This window comes from Kangiella sp., from assembly GCF_014762745.1.
Lineage (GTDB): Bacteria > Pseudomonadota > Gammaproteobacteria > Enterobacterales > Kangiellaceae > Kangiella.
This window is the reverse complement of the sequence record NZ_JABURJ010000100.1, coordinates 17,514-34,314: the sequence shown is the minus strand read 5'-3', so window position 1 is coordinate 34,314 and position 16,801 is coordinate 17,514. Positions and strand designations below refer to the sequence as shown.

The window sequence follows — 16,801 nt, the reverse complement described above, 5'->3', positions numbered from 1 at the left end:
TGACGAGAATAGAAGCCAGTTAGAAACACCTTAACCATCATAAAGGCTATCAAACCTGACGAATAAGCCTGTAAACTCTGGCCTGCTTTAAAGGAGTCGTACTCGGTAAAGGCACCATGCTGGAAGACGGTAATCATGATTGGTTCAGCTAGCCAGAACAGACCAATAGCCGCTGGAATGCCTATCATCAGCACCATCCGCAGCCCCCAATCGAGCGTACCGGAATAATGCTGCATGTCTTTCTTAGAAAAGAACTTGGATAAAGTCGGCAACAAAACTGTAGCAATGGCAATACCGAAGATACCTAATGGAAACTCAAGCAGACGGTCTGAGTAATACAGCCAGGAAATGCTGCCTTCAACCAATAAAGAGGCGATTTGTGTATCAATCAACAGGTTGATTTGACTGACTGAGGCACCAAAAATCACCGGGATCATCAGTTTGATAATCCGTTGTACACCACTATCTTTCCAGGCCCATTGAGGTTTAGGCAGGTAGCCCGCTTTCCATAAAAATGGAAAATGTAGAAACAACTGTAGGGCTCCGGCAATAAATATGGCCCAGGCCAGCGCCACCGTTGGCTCTTCCATGGTTGGTGCAAAGACAATGGCAGCGGCAATAATTGAGAGATTCAGCAGAATGGGTGCGAAAGCCGGAACAGCGAATTTATTCAGTGTGTTCAGCACCGAACTGTACATTGCCACCAGTGAAATGAAGAAAATATAGGGAAATGTGATTTTTAGCAGATCACTGGCCAGGTTAAATTTTTCCGGCTCATCAAGAAAGCCGATACCAAAGATGGCAATCAACCCCTGGGAGCCAAGCACACCAACTATGGTGACAATGGCTAATACACCACCTAAAGTGCCTGATACCTTACTTAATAATTGAACGGTTTCTTTTTGGGTTCGGTTTGAATAGTACTCAGAAAATACGGGGACAAAGGCTGTAGCAAAAGCCCCTTCGCCAAATAAACGGCGTAGGAAATTGGGGATTTTTTGCGCCACCAGAAAGACGTCCGCCTGAAAAGTAGCGCCCAATAGATTTGCCAGAACCACATCGCGCACCAAACCCATAACCCGCGAAATCATGGTCCAAAAACTGACGATGGTACTGGATTTCAGTAAACTACCCATCGGCTCCCTAGCCTATTGTTTGTTATAGAAATTGGCGCAAGTTTAAGGGATAATTCGACCTGCGACCAGAGAATCGCTTTAAAAGCCCTAAAATTGCCAGAATTTGCCGTTTTTAGTGGTTTTTACTTGATAAGGACGTGCAAAGGCGGTATATTTCGCGACCTTAAATTTTGAATTAACTATTTTGTTGTTAGGAGTTCACCTTGGCTAACATTAAATCTGCCAAAAAACGTGCTCGTCAAGCTGAAGCTCGTCGCCAGCACAACGCTAGCCGCCGCTCTATGTTGCGCAGCTACATTAAGAAAGTTGTTTATGCTATTGATGCAGGCAACAAAGCTGATGCACAAGCTGCATTTGAGCGCGCTGTACCAGTGATTGATAAAGCCGCAAACAAAGGCATTATCCACAAAAATAAAGCTGCTCGTCATAAGAGCCGTTTAACTGCGCGTATCCAAGCTCTTTAATTGCTTGGTTGACTGGTTAATTCCATTTAATAGCCAGTAGCTCGACAGTAAGAATTATAAAAGCTGCCTCTCTTATGAGAAGCAGCTTTTTTGTTTGCCCTTAATTAACCTAGGTTAAGTTTTAGCTTACCCTATGCGTTCTCCTGCTTTCTCTTAAGAGAGCTTCTTACGCAGTCTTATTTTCATCCAAACAGCTGTTTACTTCATATTTTTGATTATCTGTTTTTCTAGAATGGCCATAGCCTTTTGCAGTACTTGAAGATCAGATGGACTAACTCCCTGTAACAAATTCTCAATAGCCCCCTGCTTTTCACGATGCGCTTGGTCCAGCAACTGTTGGCTTTTGCGGGTTGGCGCAACGTAGACTACTCGCTGGTCTGTCTTTGAGCGTGACTTGATCACATAACCCTGTTTCTCAAGACTTTTCACAGTCCGGGTAATGGCCGGCGCAGAAACCTGTTCCATTTCAGCCAGTTTATTGATGGTCTGTGGCCCGCTACCGGCCAGGATAGCCAGAATAGAAAGTCTTTCCGCGGTTAAGCCACTTTTCAGGCTATTTTTTCTACTGTCTCCAGATAAATGATTTGCCAGGCTAAGCAGCCTTTCGGCTATAGGTATTATCTCTTTTTCCACATCTGTCATTTAGTTACTTTCACTTAAATATTAACTTAAGTTAAAGATATGCCTTGTTATTATCTTTTGCAAGTATTTACTCAGATCAGCTTTTGATATAGATAGCCGCTAACTATCACTCGATTATATTCACTAACTCTAATGCTTTTATTTCAAGTGCTTAGAATAGGCTTGATTAGTTTATTCTATGAGGTACGACCAGTCATTGACTTTATTGGTCGGATCAGTAAAATCGCCGCCACATTTTCCAGATCCTTTTTGAGGCATATTCATGAAAAAGGTCTTTATCTCTTCCGCATTAATTACCTTGCTATTTACCGCGGTATCCCAGGCCAAGGTCGCTCCCGAACAAGCACAACAACTTGGCAACACTCTGACTCCTCTAGGCGCTCAGTTAGCAGGCAATGCTGATGGCACTATCCCTGCCTGGACTGGTGGTATTCAGCAGGCTCCACAAGACTATGTTCCAGGCGAACATCATAAAGATCCTTTTGCCGATGAAAAGCCAGTACTGGTCATCAACCAGAGCAATGTTAACCAGCACAAAGACAAGCTGTCTGCCGGTCAGATTGCCATGATTAATCAATATCCTGATTATCAAATCAAGGTCTATCCGACCCACAGAACAGCGTCATTCCCGAAGAAGGTGTATGACTACAGCATTCAGAATTCAACCCGTGCCGAGTTAACGCAAGATGGTGCAGGCCTGGTTAACGCTAAGGTGGGAGCTCCTTTCCCAATCCCTAACAACGGTCTTGAAGCCATCTGGAATCACTTGACACGCTATCGTGGTGAATTTATTACCCGAGAATATATTCAGGTTACTCCACAGGTGGATGGCAGCTATACACCGGTTAAGTTTGAACAGGAGTCACTGCAGTATTACGCGCAGGAAAACCCTGAAAAAGACAACCTTCTGTTCCTATATAAGCAACGCATCACTGCCCCATCTAATCTGGCCGGACAGGTACTACTAGTCCACGAAACTTCTAACCAGGTGGAAGATCCTCGCCGTGCCTGGCGCTATGACCCTGGTCGTCGCCGTGCATCACGTACTCCTACCGTAGCTTATGATGCTCCGGCACTAGCCTCAGATGGCCTTTCAACGGTAGATAACTTCGATATGTACAGTGGTTCGCCGGATAAGTACAACTGGGAATTGAAAGGCAAGAAGGAAATGTATGTACCTTATAACGCCTACCAGCTTCATAGTGAGCAGCTGAACTATGATGACATCATCCGTCCCGGTCATATCAATCAGGATTATGCACGCTATGAGTTGCACCGTGTCTGGGTGGTTGAAGCAACGCTCAAAGACACAGAAACCAACATTTATAGCCGTCGCACCTTCTACCTTGATGAAGACAGCTGGCAGGCACTATTGGTTGACCATTACGATGAGAATGGCCAGTTATGGCGCGTCGGTGAAGCTCACGCCATCAACTATTACGAAGTACCGGTTCTGTGGAGCACTTTAGATGTGCTGCACGATCTTAAAGCCAAGCGCTACATTGCCTTCGGTCTGGATAACAATGAGCGTATGTACGACTTTGCCAGCGAGCTTACCTATAGCGGATTTACAGCCTCTGCCCTTAGACGTGAGGGCCGATAAATTACGATTTAGCACAACCCCCTGTGTTGCAGCCACTCGCAAGAGTGGCTTTTTTTTGCCCGTACATTTTGAACCTTGTTATACTGGGCACATAATGAAATGGAGTTAAGGTAACTATGAAACTCATCAGCTTAGTTATATTCAGTACTGCTCTGGCACTAGTGTCACCAATATCTTATGGCGACAATGTTAACGAGACAGGCTCAGCCACGAAAAGTGATATTAAAATGGGGCCGATTCTGCAAGCCTATGGCCCGACCTCAAAGATCGAACAGGCTGACGTTGAACTACCACAGAACTTTGTCTATAAAGCGCTGTTCGATATTAGCGAAAGCAATAAAAAACCAAATCAATATAATCGTAAAATTGAATCAGTGGCCAGATTCCTGAATATGCACGCACGAAATGGCGTGGCATTGGAAAATATGAAAGTAGCAGTTGTACTGCACGGTGCCGCAACTAAGGATGTTCTTAATGACGAGGCGTACGCAAAGCGGCATGGCCACCAAAACCCTAATACGGAGCTGATTGAGCAATTAGCCGATAAAGGGGTGGAGTTTTATATCTGTGGCCAATCAGCTGCATTCTATGACATCAAAAAAAGTGAACTGTCCGCTGATGTAAAACTGTCTTTATCAGCCATGACCATGGCGGTATTGCTACAGGAAGAGGGATATCACTTAATTCCGTTTTAAAAAAAAGCGAGCACATGGCTCGCTTACTTTTTACAGTGGTGATGGCTAAGACTCATTTTTGCTCTTGTCATCGCCGTCCGTTTCTTCATCCGAATCCTCGAGCTCCAGCTCATCTTGTTCAGGAGCTTCACCAGAATCGTCACCAACATCCTCATCATCTTCCCAGTCCTCGTCATCCCAGTCATCATCCAGATCGTCCCAGGCTTCTTCAGGTACTTCATCAATGGCTCCAGGCTTTGGCCAGTTGAACTCCTGCGCCTGAGTTTCTGCTTCATACTCACGAATTTTAGGATGTTCAATCAAATAATCCATGATGTCATTACAGATTTTACGAGTACCTTCCTTCTGAATGGCTGACATGCGATACACGGGGCCATCCCAGTCGAGTCGCTCCAGCATATCAGCAATCTTGGCTTCCACTTCCTCTTCTTGAAGCAGGTCGGTTTTGTTAAACACTAACCATACTGGCTTATCTTTTAAAGAAATGTCTTTGCTTTCGCTGTACTTATAGAGCTCGTTCATAATGCCATTGAAGTTTTCCACTGGATCGGACTCGTCAAATGGCAACAGGTCTACGATATGCAACAAAATCCTTGTGCGAGCAAGATGACGCAGGAAACGAATTCCTAAACCTGCACCTTCAGCAGCCCCTTCAATCACACCAGGGATATCAGCGACCACAAAACTGGACTCGGCATCCACACGGACCACACCAAGATTTGGCACCAGAGTAGTAAATGGATAATCGGCAACTTTCGGTTTAGCCGATGACACGGCTCTGATGAAAGTCGATTTACCGGCATTCGGTAACCCAAGCAGTCCCACATCAGCTAAAACCTTAAGTTCTAGGCGCAACTCGCGGAATTCGCCGGGGGTTCCGTGCGTCGCTTTACGTGGTGCACGATTAACCGAGCTTTTGAAACGAGTATTACCAAGGCCGTGGAAACCGCCTTTAGCAACCAATACCTTCTGCCCATCTCGCACCAGATCTCCTACTATTTCACCGGTTTCACGATCAGTGATCTGAGTTCCAACAGGTGCTTTTAGATAAAGGTCTTCACCCTTACTTCCTGTTTTATTGCGTCCCTGCCCATTCTCACCACGTGTAGCTTCATAAAAGCGCACGAAGCGATAATCAACCAAGGTATTAAGCTCGGCATCAGCAACAATATAGACGCTACCGCCGTTGCCACCATCGCCACCATCCGGGCCGCCTCGTGCAACGTATTTTTCACGACGAAAACTGACAATGCCGTTGCCGCCATCGCCTGCTTTCACCTTTATGGATACTTCATCAACAAATTTCATAGCGCTATTCTGCCACTGTTACCTTGTTAGACCAACTGTCTATCATATCGTTAAAGCGATAATCCTAAAATTGTCGCTTGCAAAAAAAAGCCCCAGCGATGGCTGAGGCTTTTTCTTCATCTGATTCGATTAAGCGTCGATAGAAACAAACTTACGGTTGTTTTTACCTTTAACTTCGAATTTCACTTTGCCGTCAACCTTTGCGAACAAAGTGTGGTCGCGACCGATACCAACACCGTTACCAGCGTGGAAACGAGTACCACGTTGACGAACAATAATGCTACCCGCGCTTACCTCTTCACCGCCAAAGCGCTTAACACCAAGGCGTTTACTTTCGGAATCGCGGCCGTTACGAGTACTACCACCAGCTTTCTTGTGAGCCATCGTTTACTCTCCTTTCAATAATTCTTTAGCCTGCTCGATCCAACCTTCGCGTTCGATGCGGCCTTTAAAGTTCAATTGCTCGTCGAATTTAGCAACATCTTCTGCTGTCCATTCGGCGATTTGCTTAAATGTAGTGATACCAGCATCGTTTAGTTTACCAACGATAACCGGACCTACACCTGAAAGTTTAGTTAAGTCGTCACCTTCAGTTTTAGCGGCTTTCTTTGCAGGCGCTTTCTTTGCAGTTGCTTTTTTAGCAGCTGGCTTAGCACCATCAAGAGCAATACCGTTAATTTTAACTTCAGTGTACCACTGACGGTGGCCTTGACGCTTCATGTGGTGTTTACGACGCTTGAACTTAAGAATGTTTACTTTCTTAGCGCGACCGTGATCAACAACTTCTGCTGATACTACAGCACCTTCTACAAGAGGCGTACCAAGTTGAATATTTTCGCCGTCTGCTACCATCAGTACTTCGCTGAAGTCGATGTTAGCACCAGTTTCCGCTTCGATTTTCTCCAAGCGAACAACTTGGCCTTCTTTTACGCGGTGCTGTTTGCCACCACTTTTGATTACTGCGTACATATTTATTCTCCAGTTATGACCCTCTCGTATATCTCAACGACAAGGTTAATATGTAATGCGATTACGATTTAAGGGCGCGAATTGTAAGCCAAAGCACGCCTTGAAGCAAGCGAAAAGCCGATAAAATCAGGCTTTTTTACTCTTTATTCACATCTTTAGCCCTAGCATTGGCCTGTGGTTTGAAAAAACGTCGATAACACTTGACCGAAACGCCCTGCCTCACTAGGATTGCGGTGCATTTTATTGATTTTCCTACAGAATACAAACGCTTTATTGAAAATATGATGACCCTAGACCAAATCCGAGCACTGGTTGCAGATGACTTTGATGCTACCAACCAAATCATTCTAGATAGACTGCAATCAGACGTGGTTCTGGTAAATCAGGTCGGTCATTATATTGTTGCGGCTGGCGGCAAAAGGCTTCGTCCCATGTTGCTACTTCTTGCTGCTAAGTCCCTAAATTATCAAGGAAAGTTCCACTCCAACCTGGCCGCAGTCATTGAACTTATCCATACCGCAACCCTACTACATGATGATGTGGTCGATGAATCCGATCTACGCCGTGGTCGCCAGACTGCCAACGCCATGTTTGGTAATCAGGCTTCTGTACTGGTTGGTGACTACCTTTACAGTCGCTCCTTCCAGATGATGGTTGAAGTGGGTGAAATGCGTGTGATGGAGGTTTTGTCGCAAACAACCAACGAAGTCGCAGCTGGTGAAGTGCTACAACTGATGAATGTTAACGACCCTGATGTGGACGAGGCTTCTTATTATCAGGTGATTGAACGCAAAACAGCCATTCTATTCGCTGCCGCAACCCAACTCGCCGCCATTCTGGCCGGAGCCAACAGTGACATTGAAAACGGCCTACGGGATTACGGATTGCAACTCGGCAATGCGTTCCAACTAATTGACGATGCGCTTGATTACGCAGCCGATACTGATGAACTAGGTAAAAATGTCGGTGATGATCTGGCTGAGGGCAAACCGACCCTGCCACTGATTTACGCCATGCAGCATGCTTCTGAAAGCGATGCTCAGATGATACGTCAGGCCATTGAGCAAGGCGGACTGGATAATATGGATGCCATCCTTAAAGTTATCCAGCAGACTGGTGCTATCGACTATACCTATCAGTCTGCGGAAAAAGCGGTTGCCAAGGCCATAGAAGCTCTGGAACCATTGCCTGATAATCAATACAAGCAAGCACTGATCGATATTGCCAAGCTATCTTTGAAGCGAAACTCCTAAAGCCCTGACTTAATATCTCTTGCCCGAATGGTATAAAAAGGCAATGATTGAGCTTATCAATTTGAATTGCCAATGACTGGCAAAAAAATTGACAATTGATGGCTTTTACCTCTCGCAAGCCCTTTTAATTTCTGCGATAATAGCGCGCAATTTTTAAGCATCCCGAACCGCTTAGCTTAACAGTTGCATTGCAAAGGTTTGAGAAGCCTTTGTCCAAGAGGAGTACCCAATGTCTCGCAATCTTGATTTAAGCCAATATGGCATCCACTCAGTTTCAGAAATCGTTTATAACCCATCTTACGAATTACTATTTGAAGAAGAAACCAAGCCCGGCGCCGAAGGTTATGAAAAAGGCGTGGTCACTGACACTGGTGCAGTTGCGGTAGATACCGGTATTTTCACAGGGCGTTCGCCAAAAGATAAGTACATCGTTATGGATGACACTACCCGCGATACAGTCTGGTGGTCTAAAAATGGCGTTAACGATAACAAGCCTATTTCTCCGGAAGTCTGGTCAGATCTTAAACAGGTTGTAACCAATCAATTATCAAACAGTCGTCTGTTTGTGGTTGATACCTTCTGTGGTGCTGATGAAGCAACTCGCCTTAAAGTTCGTTTTATCACTCAGGTTGCCTGGCAGGCACACTTCGTTAAGAACATGTTTATTCGTCCAACTGAAGAAGAATTGGAAGGCTTTGAGCCAGATTTCGTGGTAATGAATGGCTCTAAGGCAACCAACCCTAAGTGGCAGGAGCATGGCCTTAACTCAGAGAACTTTGTTGCTTTCAACCTGACTGAGAAGATTCAGTTAATTGGCGGCACCTGGTATGGCGGTGAAATGAAGAAAGGTATGTTCTCAATGATGAACTACCTGTTGCCGCTTAAAGGCATAGCGTCAATGCACTGCTCTGCCAACGTTGGTGAAAAAGGAGATGTTGCCATTTTCTTTGGTCTTTCTGGTACCGGTAAGACAACGCTTTCCACAGACCCTAAGCGCGCCTTGATTGGTGATGATGAACATGGCTGGGATGATAACGGTGTATTTAACTTTGAGGGTGGCTGTTACGCAAAAACCATCAACCTATCAGAAGAAAACGAGCCAGACATTTATCGAGCCATTCGTCGTGATGCCCTGCTTGAAAATGTTGTAGTCGATGAAAACGGTAAAATTGATTTTGATGACGGTAGCAAAACAGAAAACACCCGTGTTTCATACCCAATTTATCATATCGATAATATCGTTAAACCAGTATCAATGGCTGGACACGCGCAGAAAGTGGTTTTCTTAACCGCAGACGCCTTCGGTGTATTGCCTCCGGTTGCCAAGTTAACTCCAGACCAAACTCAGTACTATTTCCTGTCAGGTTTCACAGCAAAACTTGCAGGTACTGAACGTGGTATTACAGAACCAACACCAACCTTCTCTTCCTGCTTTGGAGAAGCTTTCCTGTCACTGCATCCAACTCAGTACGCTGAAGTACTGGAAAAGCGTATTCAAGATGCAGGTGCTGAAGTTTACCTGGTCAATACAGGTTGGAATGGTACTGGCAAACGAATTTCAATTAAAGATACTCGTGGCATCATTGATGCGATTATGGATGGTTCGATTGAAGAAAGTTCTTTTGAAAACTTACCTTACTTTAATCTGGCAATTCCAACAGAATTAAAAGGCGTTGATACCAGTATCCTTAATCCACAGAACACTTATTCCTCAGCCGCCGACTGGGAAGTTAAAGCTAAGAAACTGGCAGAAATGTTCATCAAGAACTTCAACCGTTTTGCAGATAACGACAAAGCTAAGGCATTGATATCAGCAGGCCCAACACTATAAGTTGATATTTACTCATTAAAAAAGCCGCTAATTGCGGCTTTTTTAATATCTCAGCTTTGTTAAAAAGCTAAATAAGCTTTGGCTTATCTATGTGATAGCCCTGCCCATAATCAAAGCCCATCTCTTTAATCTTATCCAGAACCTGTTCATTCTCTACAAATTCTGCGATCGTTTTTATACCTAGCTGAACACTGATCTCACAAATACTTTTCACAATGGTTTGATCATAATCGTTATCTAGAATTTGCTTGATAAAGGAACCATCAACCTTAATAAAGTCCACCGGTATGTTTCGAAGATAACCATAGGAAGACATGCCGCTGCCAAAATCATCCAAAGCAAACTTACAACCGAAATCATTCAGATCATCAATAAACTGCTTAACCAGCTCATAATTATTGATTGCGGCAGTTTCCGTTATTTCAAAAACAATATATTTGGCGAGCTCCTGACTTTCTGAAATTTGTTCGATTAAGCTGCTGCGGAATTCTTCGCTATTTAATGATACGCCCGAAAGATTGACACACCACAGGAACTCACTGGCCTGTGGGTTGGCCTCCAGATATTCCAGAACCCTATCAACCACCCAATGATCCACTTTAGGCATTAGGTTAAATCGTTCTGCGGCAGGGATAAACTCAATCGGAGGAATCATACCGCCTTCCTCATCCAGCATTACCACCAGCACTTCTTTTAAATCATCACCGCTATCCAGGCTTTTAATCGTCTGCACTCGTAATGCAAAGCGATCTTCGTCAAGAGCTTTATTAATACGGTTTACCCATAACACCTGGTTATGGAAATGCACACTTTCCGGATCATTCTTATCAAATACATGAATACGGTTACCACCCTTCTCCTTGGCAATCGTTCGCGCGGAAGCAAGTTCAGAAAGCACTTCACTGGCATCCTGCGTATCCGAAGAAATGCTTGCCATACCTGCGCTGGCATGAATATTAATTCGCATCTGAGTCCAGTCAAAAGTCGTATCCTGAACGGTTTCAAGAATCTTATTAATGACCCGATAAGCTGATTCGAGTGGCATGCTATCAAAAATCACCAAAAACTCGTCGGCACTTAAGCGATAGGCTTTATCCTGAGGGCGAATATTAGTTTGTACGACTTTGGCAAATTGCTTAAGGACAAAGTTACCAGCTTCATGACCAAAAGAATCATTAACCAGATTAAATTTATCAATGTCCAATAAACAGGCGACGTGCTTGTTTCCTGCTTTGTTCTGAATCAATTTATTTAAGAACTTATCTAATGCGAAACGATTTTCCAAATCGGTCAGGAAGTCATGATTAGCCTGATAGACCAACTGATTGCGGCTGGACTCTAGCTCATTGATATTCTTGCGAAGCTGTCCCTTGCTTTCCATCAGCACCTGGTTGTTACGATAAAGAACAAACACCAGATACATAAAGTAGCACAACAGGATGGCGAGCAAGACCACGACTAAAATTAAAGAATAGCGCGCATTGGACAAAGGCAGATAAAACTCTTCAACGTTACCGGTAATCGCCATATTCCAGTCACGGCCACCAAAGCTGAACGTTTTGTCGATACTAAAGAAGTTTTCCTGATCGATCTGCTGCTCACCTCGTGAGTGATGCTCCAACAATAAAACCTCTTCACCATCGGTAACATCCGTTATCACCAACGTTAAACCAAACCGGGCTAATTCCTCAGAGCTTTCCTGAATCAGATCTTCGAGCACAAATACGCCTTCAGCAAAGCCCATCACACGAAAGACATTGCCATCTTTCTTGTATTGGAACGCTGGTGAAAATACTAAAGCGGCTGATTTTCCAGGGTGCTGGTGTAGCTCCATTCGTGGGCTCACGGTAGTATTGTTGGTTGCTATCGAGCGTTCTAGCGCTTCCTGTCTTGGCTCAGACCTGTATGCGTCATAGCCTAAAACGTCTTTATTTTCTTCATAAGGAAATGCGTAAAGAATGGGGAAATACACTTCTCTATTGCGAGCCAATGGAATTAAGCTACCATCCGTATCTTTTTCCGTTAGGCTGTAATCGGGGTATTCCTGACGAGCCATTTCAACAAATGCATCCAAGTCATCATGCTTAACGACTTGTACATACTCAAAAGCCTGCACCCCACCATGCTTGACCAGATTGCTCATCGCAAAATGCTCAAACTCGAAACGGGTGACTTTTTCTGAAAGGGAAAAGAAAGTTGCTAGCTGGTCAACATCATCAATAAAACGTTCGACATCACTTGTGACTCTCAATAAGTAGCGCATAGAAACGTCACTGAAACGCTCCTCGGCGTATTGATGCTCGGTAGATTCTAACCAGCGACTGGCCAAAAACAGAAAAGCAAAGCCCAGCAAGACAATAATCCCGATTGCGATCAGGTTCTTTACCAGAAAAGGTAATGGCTTCGCCTTTCGTGTCATGTAAGACTGCTCCTAGAGAGTTTACTCGTGGACTATTGCTAGTTTTTGTTCATTGTTCTGTATTGCAAGCCTGGTGATATTATTGATTCCAAGTCGCTTTAAATCAGCAACCTGTGTTTTATCAGTACTACTTATATACCATAGTTGACTGTTTTGACCAACCAACACCCCTTCTACATCAAGCCAGACATAGTCTTGTACGCCTTCAGGGAGCACTATTCCGGTTGGCTTGATGTTTCCGTGGTTATCCACCATGAATACCTGATGCATTCCATCAACCAACTGAGTAAAACTTACCGTATTTTCTGTGACTGTCTGCAAACAACGTCCAATGTTGTCGACCAAGGGTTCTGCTGCGCCCTCTGACTCAAGACCAAATAATTGCAAAGTCATGACATCACCAAGTACAAAAACAGCAGCCAATTCAGGATTTAGCCATGCATGATAGCCAACTGGCTCAATGACCGGGTTCAGCACTTTTTGTGAACCCTCGACTAAGCTAACTAAGCGCAAATGTTGCTGACCTTCTGGGTTAACCCCAATCACGCTTAGGCTAGTGGAATTGTAAACGGTAGGCGAATATTCACTGATATCTTCACTGTTGGTGATATTGACTAACTGCTCATCATCAAACCGGTAGACAAAAATATCGGTTTGCTCGTCGAGCATTCGGGTGAAATAGAGGTGCTTGCCATCTACTGAAAAGTGAGGCTGATTGTCATAACCATCATAATGCAACGCATTAAGAGCATTGCCGGCATCAACCTTGGTAAGTTTCCCCTGAGCTTTTATTGGAATAATGCTGATGTCTGTAGAGGGAATGGAAGGAGTTTCTTCTTCTGCGAAAGCGCTTGCTGAAAAAAATAAAACTGCTGTTAATAAAAATACCGACCTTGACGTAAATGTCATTTATGACTCCGGTGGTTGAACAAAGGCCAGTGGTTGCGCTGCATAGCAAACGATTTTATCGCCCGCCTGCTTATCACCAACCGCTTTTTTAAGCGCTAGCCGCTGCTCTTTGAAAGTAAAAGCAGAATCAGCCTGAATAGCATAATGCCTGACATTTTCGGATACCAAAACTTCACCAGGCTCAGCCATTGATTCAAGACGTGCCGCAAAGTTGATGGCATCGCCCTCGATATCCAGTTGCTCAGTGATTTCGTTATGGGTAATTTTCACTTCGCCAATATCCAAACCGATACGCAATGCAAAGCCTGCCCCAGCCAATACTTTCTGGATCATAGCTGCGCAGCTCAAAGCACTTTCAACATTCTGGAAGGTGGCCCGCAACGAATCGCCTTCCATATTGGGATAACTGGCCTGCCATTTCTTTAATACGGGTTTTAGTAAGCCACGAAACAATGACAGTTTTTCAGTACGATCTTCTTCGGTCCAATGGGAAAAACCTTTAAGGTCAGTAAACAGCACTGCAAGACGTCGAGTCTTGGCATCACTGTCAATTTCGGATAGCTCTAATAATTTAGGCCAGTATTTATCTTTAATGGCCTGTAATGATTCACGAATTTCGAATTGTAGCTTACGTTCGGATTGAAGACTGATCTGAATGGACTGTAGCTTTTCAGCTTCCTGTCGAAGGCTCGCTTCCAACATTGTTGGGTTTAAGCCACCGGTATCTTCAACCACGATAACCGCGCGCGTATCGCCAGGTTCATTGCGGATATCTCGAATACGTAATTTACAGCCCCAGTAACTGGCTTCAAGATGCTCAATCAAAAATGGTAACGTTGCCAGATCCTGATAGGACAGCATCCGTTGATAACGCAGTGTAAAAGTGATTTTGTCGGCAAACAGTTTTTCAAATTGGTTCTTGGCATAATGCGTATAGTCGCGACCGCGCTGATCCCAACTGGCATGGCTGCAATCAATGTTACGAATTGACCAGCCATTGGTTTGCACCTGCCATAATTTGGCAGCGCTTAAAGTTGCATTATCAAGATTGGCTTTGGATAAGTTTGAGCTTCTTAGATCTGCGCCTTTGAAATTAACACCATTCAAGTTAAAGCCTGACAAATCCAGACCCGAGAGATTTGCGTTACTTAAATTTGCACCCTTTAAAGTAACCCCTTCAATCCGGCAGCTAGATAAGTCCACGTCAGATAGATTGGCTTTATTTAAATTGGTATCGCGTAAATTAACATTTTCCATCTTGGCGCCAATTAGCTTAGCCCCCTGCATATCCAAACCTTCAAGGTTTTGGTTGCGTAAATCAGCACCGCTCAAGTTGGCTTCACGCAAATCCTGACCACGCAGATCATGGTCGCGTAAATCAACACTAGATAAATCGGTTCGAAAACAAATGGCGGTTAATAAATTGGCGTGAAGTAAATTTGCGTGACTTAAATTGGCCTGCTTTAAATTCGCAGCAATGAGTTTAGCACCGGTAAGGTTGCAGTAGCATAAATTGGCATCAGTAAGATTGCTGGCTATAAGAGCAACCCCTTGCAAGTCTGAATAAGCGAGGTTAGCACCAACAAAACTCATCTCAGAAAGGTCACAACCAGACAGGTCAAGGCCTCGAAGATCCTGGCCGTCAAAATTAGCGTGAGTTTTTGGATTCTCCTTACGCCATTGATTCCAGGCCTTTTCCCCTTGCATTAATATATTTAATAATTCTTTATTATCCTCTGATGTCAGAGACATGAGCTTTCCTCTTCAGCCAAGCCGTAGCACTCTATTTATACCATAGAAACTTTATATAAAACAGCATCTAACAGCAGTTTTACTTGAGCTAAACCGGGCTGTCGGTACAATAAGATCTTTTGCCCGTTTGAGGATTATTATGACCCATCCATTTGAAGAGTTTCGCCAAAAAAGAGAGCTTGGCAATGCCAAGGCTTTGGACACTGACAGCCTGCTTATCAAACGCTTTTTTGGATTAGATAAAACAGCGTATGGTGAAGGTGTTCTCGATTCCAGAACCAAGGAGCTTTTAGGTTTAGTTGCATCCATGGTTTTACGCTGTAACGACTGTATTGATTACCATCTGGAGCAGTGCGTCAAGCAGGGCTGGAACAAGCAGGAGTTGGATGAAGCTATGGGAGTTGCCATGCTGGTAGGCGGTTCGATTGTTATTCCACACCTGCGACATGCCAAGCTGAGCCTTGAGTTCTTGTTTGAAGAAAATTCAAAGGATTAAAAGTTTATAAATCAAGGACTTCTTTAATAAACGGGATCGTGAGTTTTCGTTTAGCCTGTAACGAAGCCTGATCAAGTTTATCCAGTATCTCCAGCAACGTGGGCAGATCGCGTTGCTGGCGAGCCAGTAAATACTGAGCAACGTCACTAACCAGCTCAAGCCCCCTCTCCTTTGCCTTCTTTTGCAACAGGATTCTCTTTTCATCATCATTTAGCGGCTTGATGTTGTAGATAAACATGGCGGATAGCCTGGATTTTAGATCCTGTAGCTCAATTTCCAGCTGGGAAGGAGCAACCAACCCTGTAATTAACAGGCTTTTGCCCTGCTCTTTAAGCTGATTATAAAGATTGAAAATAGCTGTTTGCCACTGACTATCGCCAATCACCTCATCCAGCCCATCCAAAGACACACAATCAAAAGCAACCAGCCCATCCAGCATCTGGGGCTGTAGCATACTATTGTCTAATGGCAGGTAGGCGATTAACTTATCAGGGTTTTGCTCAGAGAATGCATGAGTCAACGCCTGCAATAAATGACTGCGACCATGACCTTTCTCAGAATAGATATAGATAAAATCGCTGTCTCCATGACAGATCCCTTCAAGTTTTTGTAGCAACAACTGATTTTCACCCACCACGAAGTTTGCGAAGGTTGCATCAGAATGAAGCTCGATATGGAGAGGTAATTGCTGCATGGATTGGAATGTGTCTGTTATTTTTCTGGTGGCTCGTTGAGCTCTGGCGATGACTGGTTTTGTTTTTTCACCGTTTTGTAATTGGCAAAACCCAACCAAATATAGTGTAAGCCACTGATAATACAGGTCAGGATTACGGTAATTTCAAGCCCCTGCAATAAGATCTCAGGAACCGCAGACCACTCGGCTACCGTTAAAAGCACCAGTAACACCAACAGAATTAATAGTGCCGTGTTCCACTTAGAAATCAGAGACGGGCGCATTTCATAAGGCCCGACAAGATAGTGATAACTGGTTGCACCGCCAACAATAATCACATCTCTGGCAGTAGATACCCAGAACAGTGTCCAGGAAATATGGCCTTTAACAACCAGTAGCAACAAAGCCACCAGCAAAAGCAACTTATCGGCCAGGGGGTCGGTGATGGAGCCAAAACGACTTTGCCAGCGAAAGCGCTTGGCGAGCAGGCCGTCGAGTCCATCGGATAAGCCAGCGATTAGAAAAATAACCAGAGCAAGAGGATACTGCTCTACCATCACATAATAAGCAAAAGGGATTATCAGAATAATCCGCATGATAGTGATGATGTTAGGCAGTATACTTAAGCTCATGAATTTTATAGTGTTTTCC

At 44.3% G+C, this 16,801-nt stretch carries 16 protein-coding genes; 6 read left to right on the top strand and 10 right to left on the bottom strand.

Going from position 1 to position 16,801, the window contains the following annotated elements; genetic code table 11:
• The coding region (gene murJ / locus HUJ19_RS07620; RefSeq protein WP_290623119.1) for a murein biosynthesis integral membrane protein MurJ at nucleotides 1-1,136 on the bottom strand (1,136 nt) is incomplete at its 3' end.
• 203 nt (nucleotides 1,137-1,339) lie between these two features.
• Here murJ and rpsT point away from each other — a divergent pair.
• The gene (gene rpsT, locus HUJ19_RS07615) at nucleotides 1,340-1,600 is read left to right on the top strand and encodes a 30S ribosomal protein S20 (RefSeq protein WP_290623118.1); all 261 of its coding nucleotides are present in this window, start codon (nucleotides 1,340-1,342) and stop codon (nucleotides 1,598-1,600) included.
• A 198-nt stretch (nucleotides 1,601-1,798) separates the two neighbouring features.
• Here rpsT and HUJ19_RS07610 read toward each other — a convergent pair whose 3' ends face one another.
• Nucleotides 1,799-2,242, bottom strand: coding sequence for a MarR family winged helix-turn-helix transcriptional regulator (locus HUJ19_RS07610; protein ID WP_290623117.1), 444 nt, complete (start codon nucleotides 2,240-2,242; stop codon nucleotides 1,799-1,801).
• A gap of 262 nt (nucleotides 2,243-2,504) precedes the next feature.
• Between HUJ19_RS07610 and HUJ19_RS07605 the strand changes: the two genes are divergently transcribed.
• Nucleotides 2,505-3,845, top strand: coding sequence for a DUF1329 domain-containing protein (locus HUJ19_RS07605; protein WP_290623116.1), 1,341 nt, complete (start codon nucleotides 2,505-2,507; stop codon nucleotides 3,843-3,845).
• Nucleotides 3,846-3,961: 116 nt separating this feature from the next.
• Nucleotides 3,962-4,540, top strand: coding sequence for a DsrE family protein (locus HUJ19_RS07600; RefSeq protein ID WP_290623115.1), 579 nt, complete (start codon nucleotides 3,962-3,964; stop codon nucleotides 4,538-4,540).
• A 45-nt stretch (nucleotides 4,541-4,585) separates the two neighbouring features.
• Here HUJ19_RS07600 and cgtA read toward each other — a convergent pair whose 3' ends face one another.
• The 3 genes from cgtA to rplU all read right to left on the bottom strand — a co-directional run bounded on the left by cgtA (nucleotide 4,586) and on the right by rplU (nucleotide 6,817).
• Nucleotides 4,586-5,848 carry an Obg family GTPase CgtA gene (cgtA, locus tag HUJ19_RS07595; RefSeq protein ID WP_290623114.1) on the bottom strand — a complete coding sequence of 421 codons (1,263 nt, stop codon included), beginning with the start codon at nucleotides 5,846-5,848 and terminating at the stop codon, nucleotides 4,586-4,588.
• Nucleotides 5,849-5,977: 129 nt separating this feature from the next.
• Entirely contained in the window at nucleotides 5,978-6,232 is a 255-nt protein-coding gene (gene rpmA / locus HUJ19_RS07590) for a 50S ribosomal protein L27 (RefSeq protein WP_018625632.1), read from the bottom strand.
• A 3-nt stretch (nucleotides 6,233-6,235) separates the two neighbouring features.
• On the bottom strand, nucleotides 6,236-6,817 hold the full coding sequence (gene rplU, locus HUJ19_RS13040) for a 50S ribosomal protein L21 (protein ID WP_367273985.1): 582 nt from the start codon (nucleotides 6,815-6,817) through the stop codon (nucleotides 6,236-6,238).
• 281 nt (nucleotides 6,818-7,098) lie between these two features.
• Between rplU and ispB the strand changes: the two genes are divergently transcribed.
• Together ispB and pckA are read left to right on the top strand one after the other, a co-directional pair.
• Nucleotides 7,099-8,070, top strand: coding sequence for an octaprenyl diphosphate synthase (gene ispB / locus HUJ19_RS07580; RefSeq protein WP_367273987.1), 972 nt, complete (start codon nucleotides 7,099-7,101; stop codon nucleotides 8,068-8,070).
• 229 nt (nucleotides 8,071-8,299) lie between these two features.
• Nucleotides 8,300-9,901: a phosphoenolpyruvate carboxykinase (ATP) gene (gene pckA / locus HUJ19_RS07575; protein WP_290623112.1), complete on the top strand. Its 1,602-nt coding sequence runs from the start codon at nucleotides 8,300-8,302 to the stop codon at nucleotides 9,899-9,901.
• A gap of 67 nt (nucleotides 9,902-9,968) precedes the next feature.
• On the opposite strand, the gene HUJ19_RS07570 is transcribed toward pckA, so the two are convergent.
• The 3 genes from HUJ19_RS07570 to HUJ19_RS07560 are packed head-to-tail and all read right to left on the bottom strand — an operon-like array spanning nucleotide 9,969 to nucleotide 14,981.
• Nucleotides 9,969-12,320, bottom strand: a complete 2,352-nt coding sequence (locus tag HUJ19_RS07570; RefSeq protein ID WP_290623111.1) for an EAL domain-containing protein — start codon at nucleotides 12,318-12,320, stop codon at nucleotides 9,969-9,971.
• 21 nt (nucleotides 12,321-12,341) lie between these two features.
• Nucleotides 12,342-13,229 (bottom strand): hypothetical protein, encoded by an 888-nt coding sequence (locus tag HUJ19_RS07565; RefSeq protein WP_290623110.1) that lies wholly within the window; start codon nucleotides 13,227-13,229, stop codon nucleotides 12,342-12,344.
• The gene (locus HUJ19_RS07560) at nucleotides 13,230-14,981 is read right to left on the bottom strand and encodes a pentapeptide repeat-containing protein (RefSeq protein ID WP_290623109.1); all 1,752 of its coding nucleotides are present in this window, start codon (nucleotides 14,979-14,981) and stop codon (nucleotides 13,230-13,232) included.
• A 139-nt stretch (nucleotides 14,982-15,120) separates the two neighbouring features.
• On the opposite strand from HUJ19_RS07560, the gene HUJ19_RS07555 reads away from it, so the two are divergent.
• A complete protein-coding gene (locus HUJ19_RS07555; RefSeq protein ID WP_290623108.1) occupies nucleotides 15,121-15,477 on the top strand; it encodes a carboxymuconolactone decarboxylase family protein in 357 nt (118 codons plus the stop codon).
• A gap of 4 nt (nucleotides 15,478-15,481) precedes the next feature.
• Here the strand turns inward: HUJ19_RS07555 and hda are convergent, their stop codons facing one another.
• Entirely contained in the window at nucleotides 15,482-16,171 is a 690-nt protein-coding gene (gene hda, locus HUJ19_RS07550) for a DnaA regulatory inactivator Hda (RefSeq protein ID WP_290623107.1), read from the bottom strand.
• Nucleotides 16,172-16,188: 17 nt separating this feature from the next.
• Nucleotides 16,189-16,782, bottom strand: a complete 594-nt coding sequence (locus HUJ19_RS07545; RefSeq protein WP_290623106.1) for a CDP-alcohol phosphatidyltransferase family protein — start codon at nucleotides 16,780-16,782, stop codon at nucleotides 16,189-16,191.
• Nucleotides 16,783-16,801 lie beyond the last annotated feature (19 nt).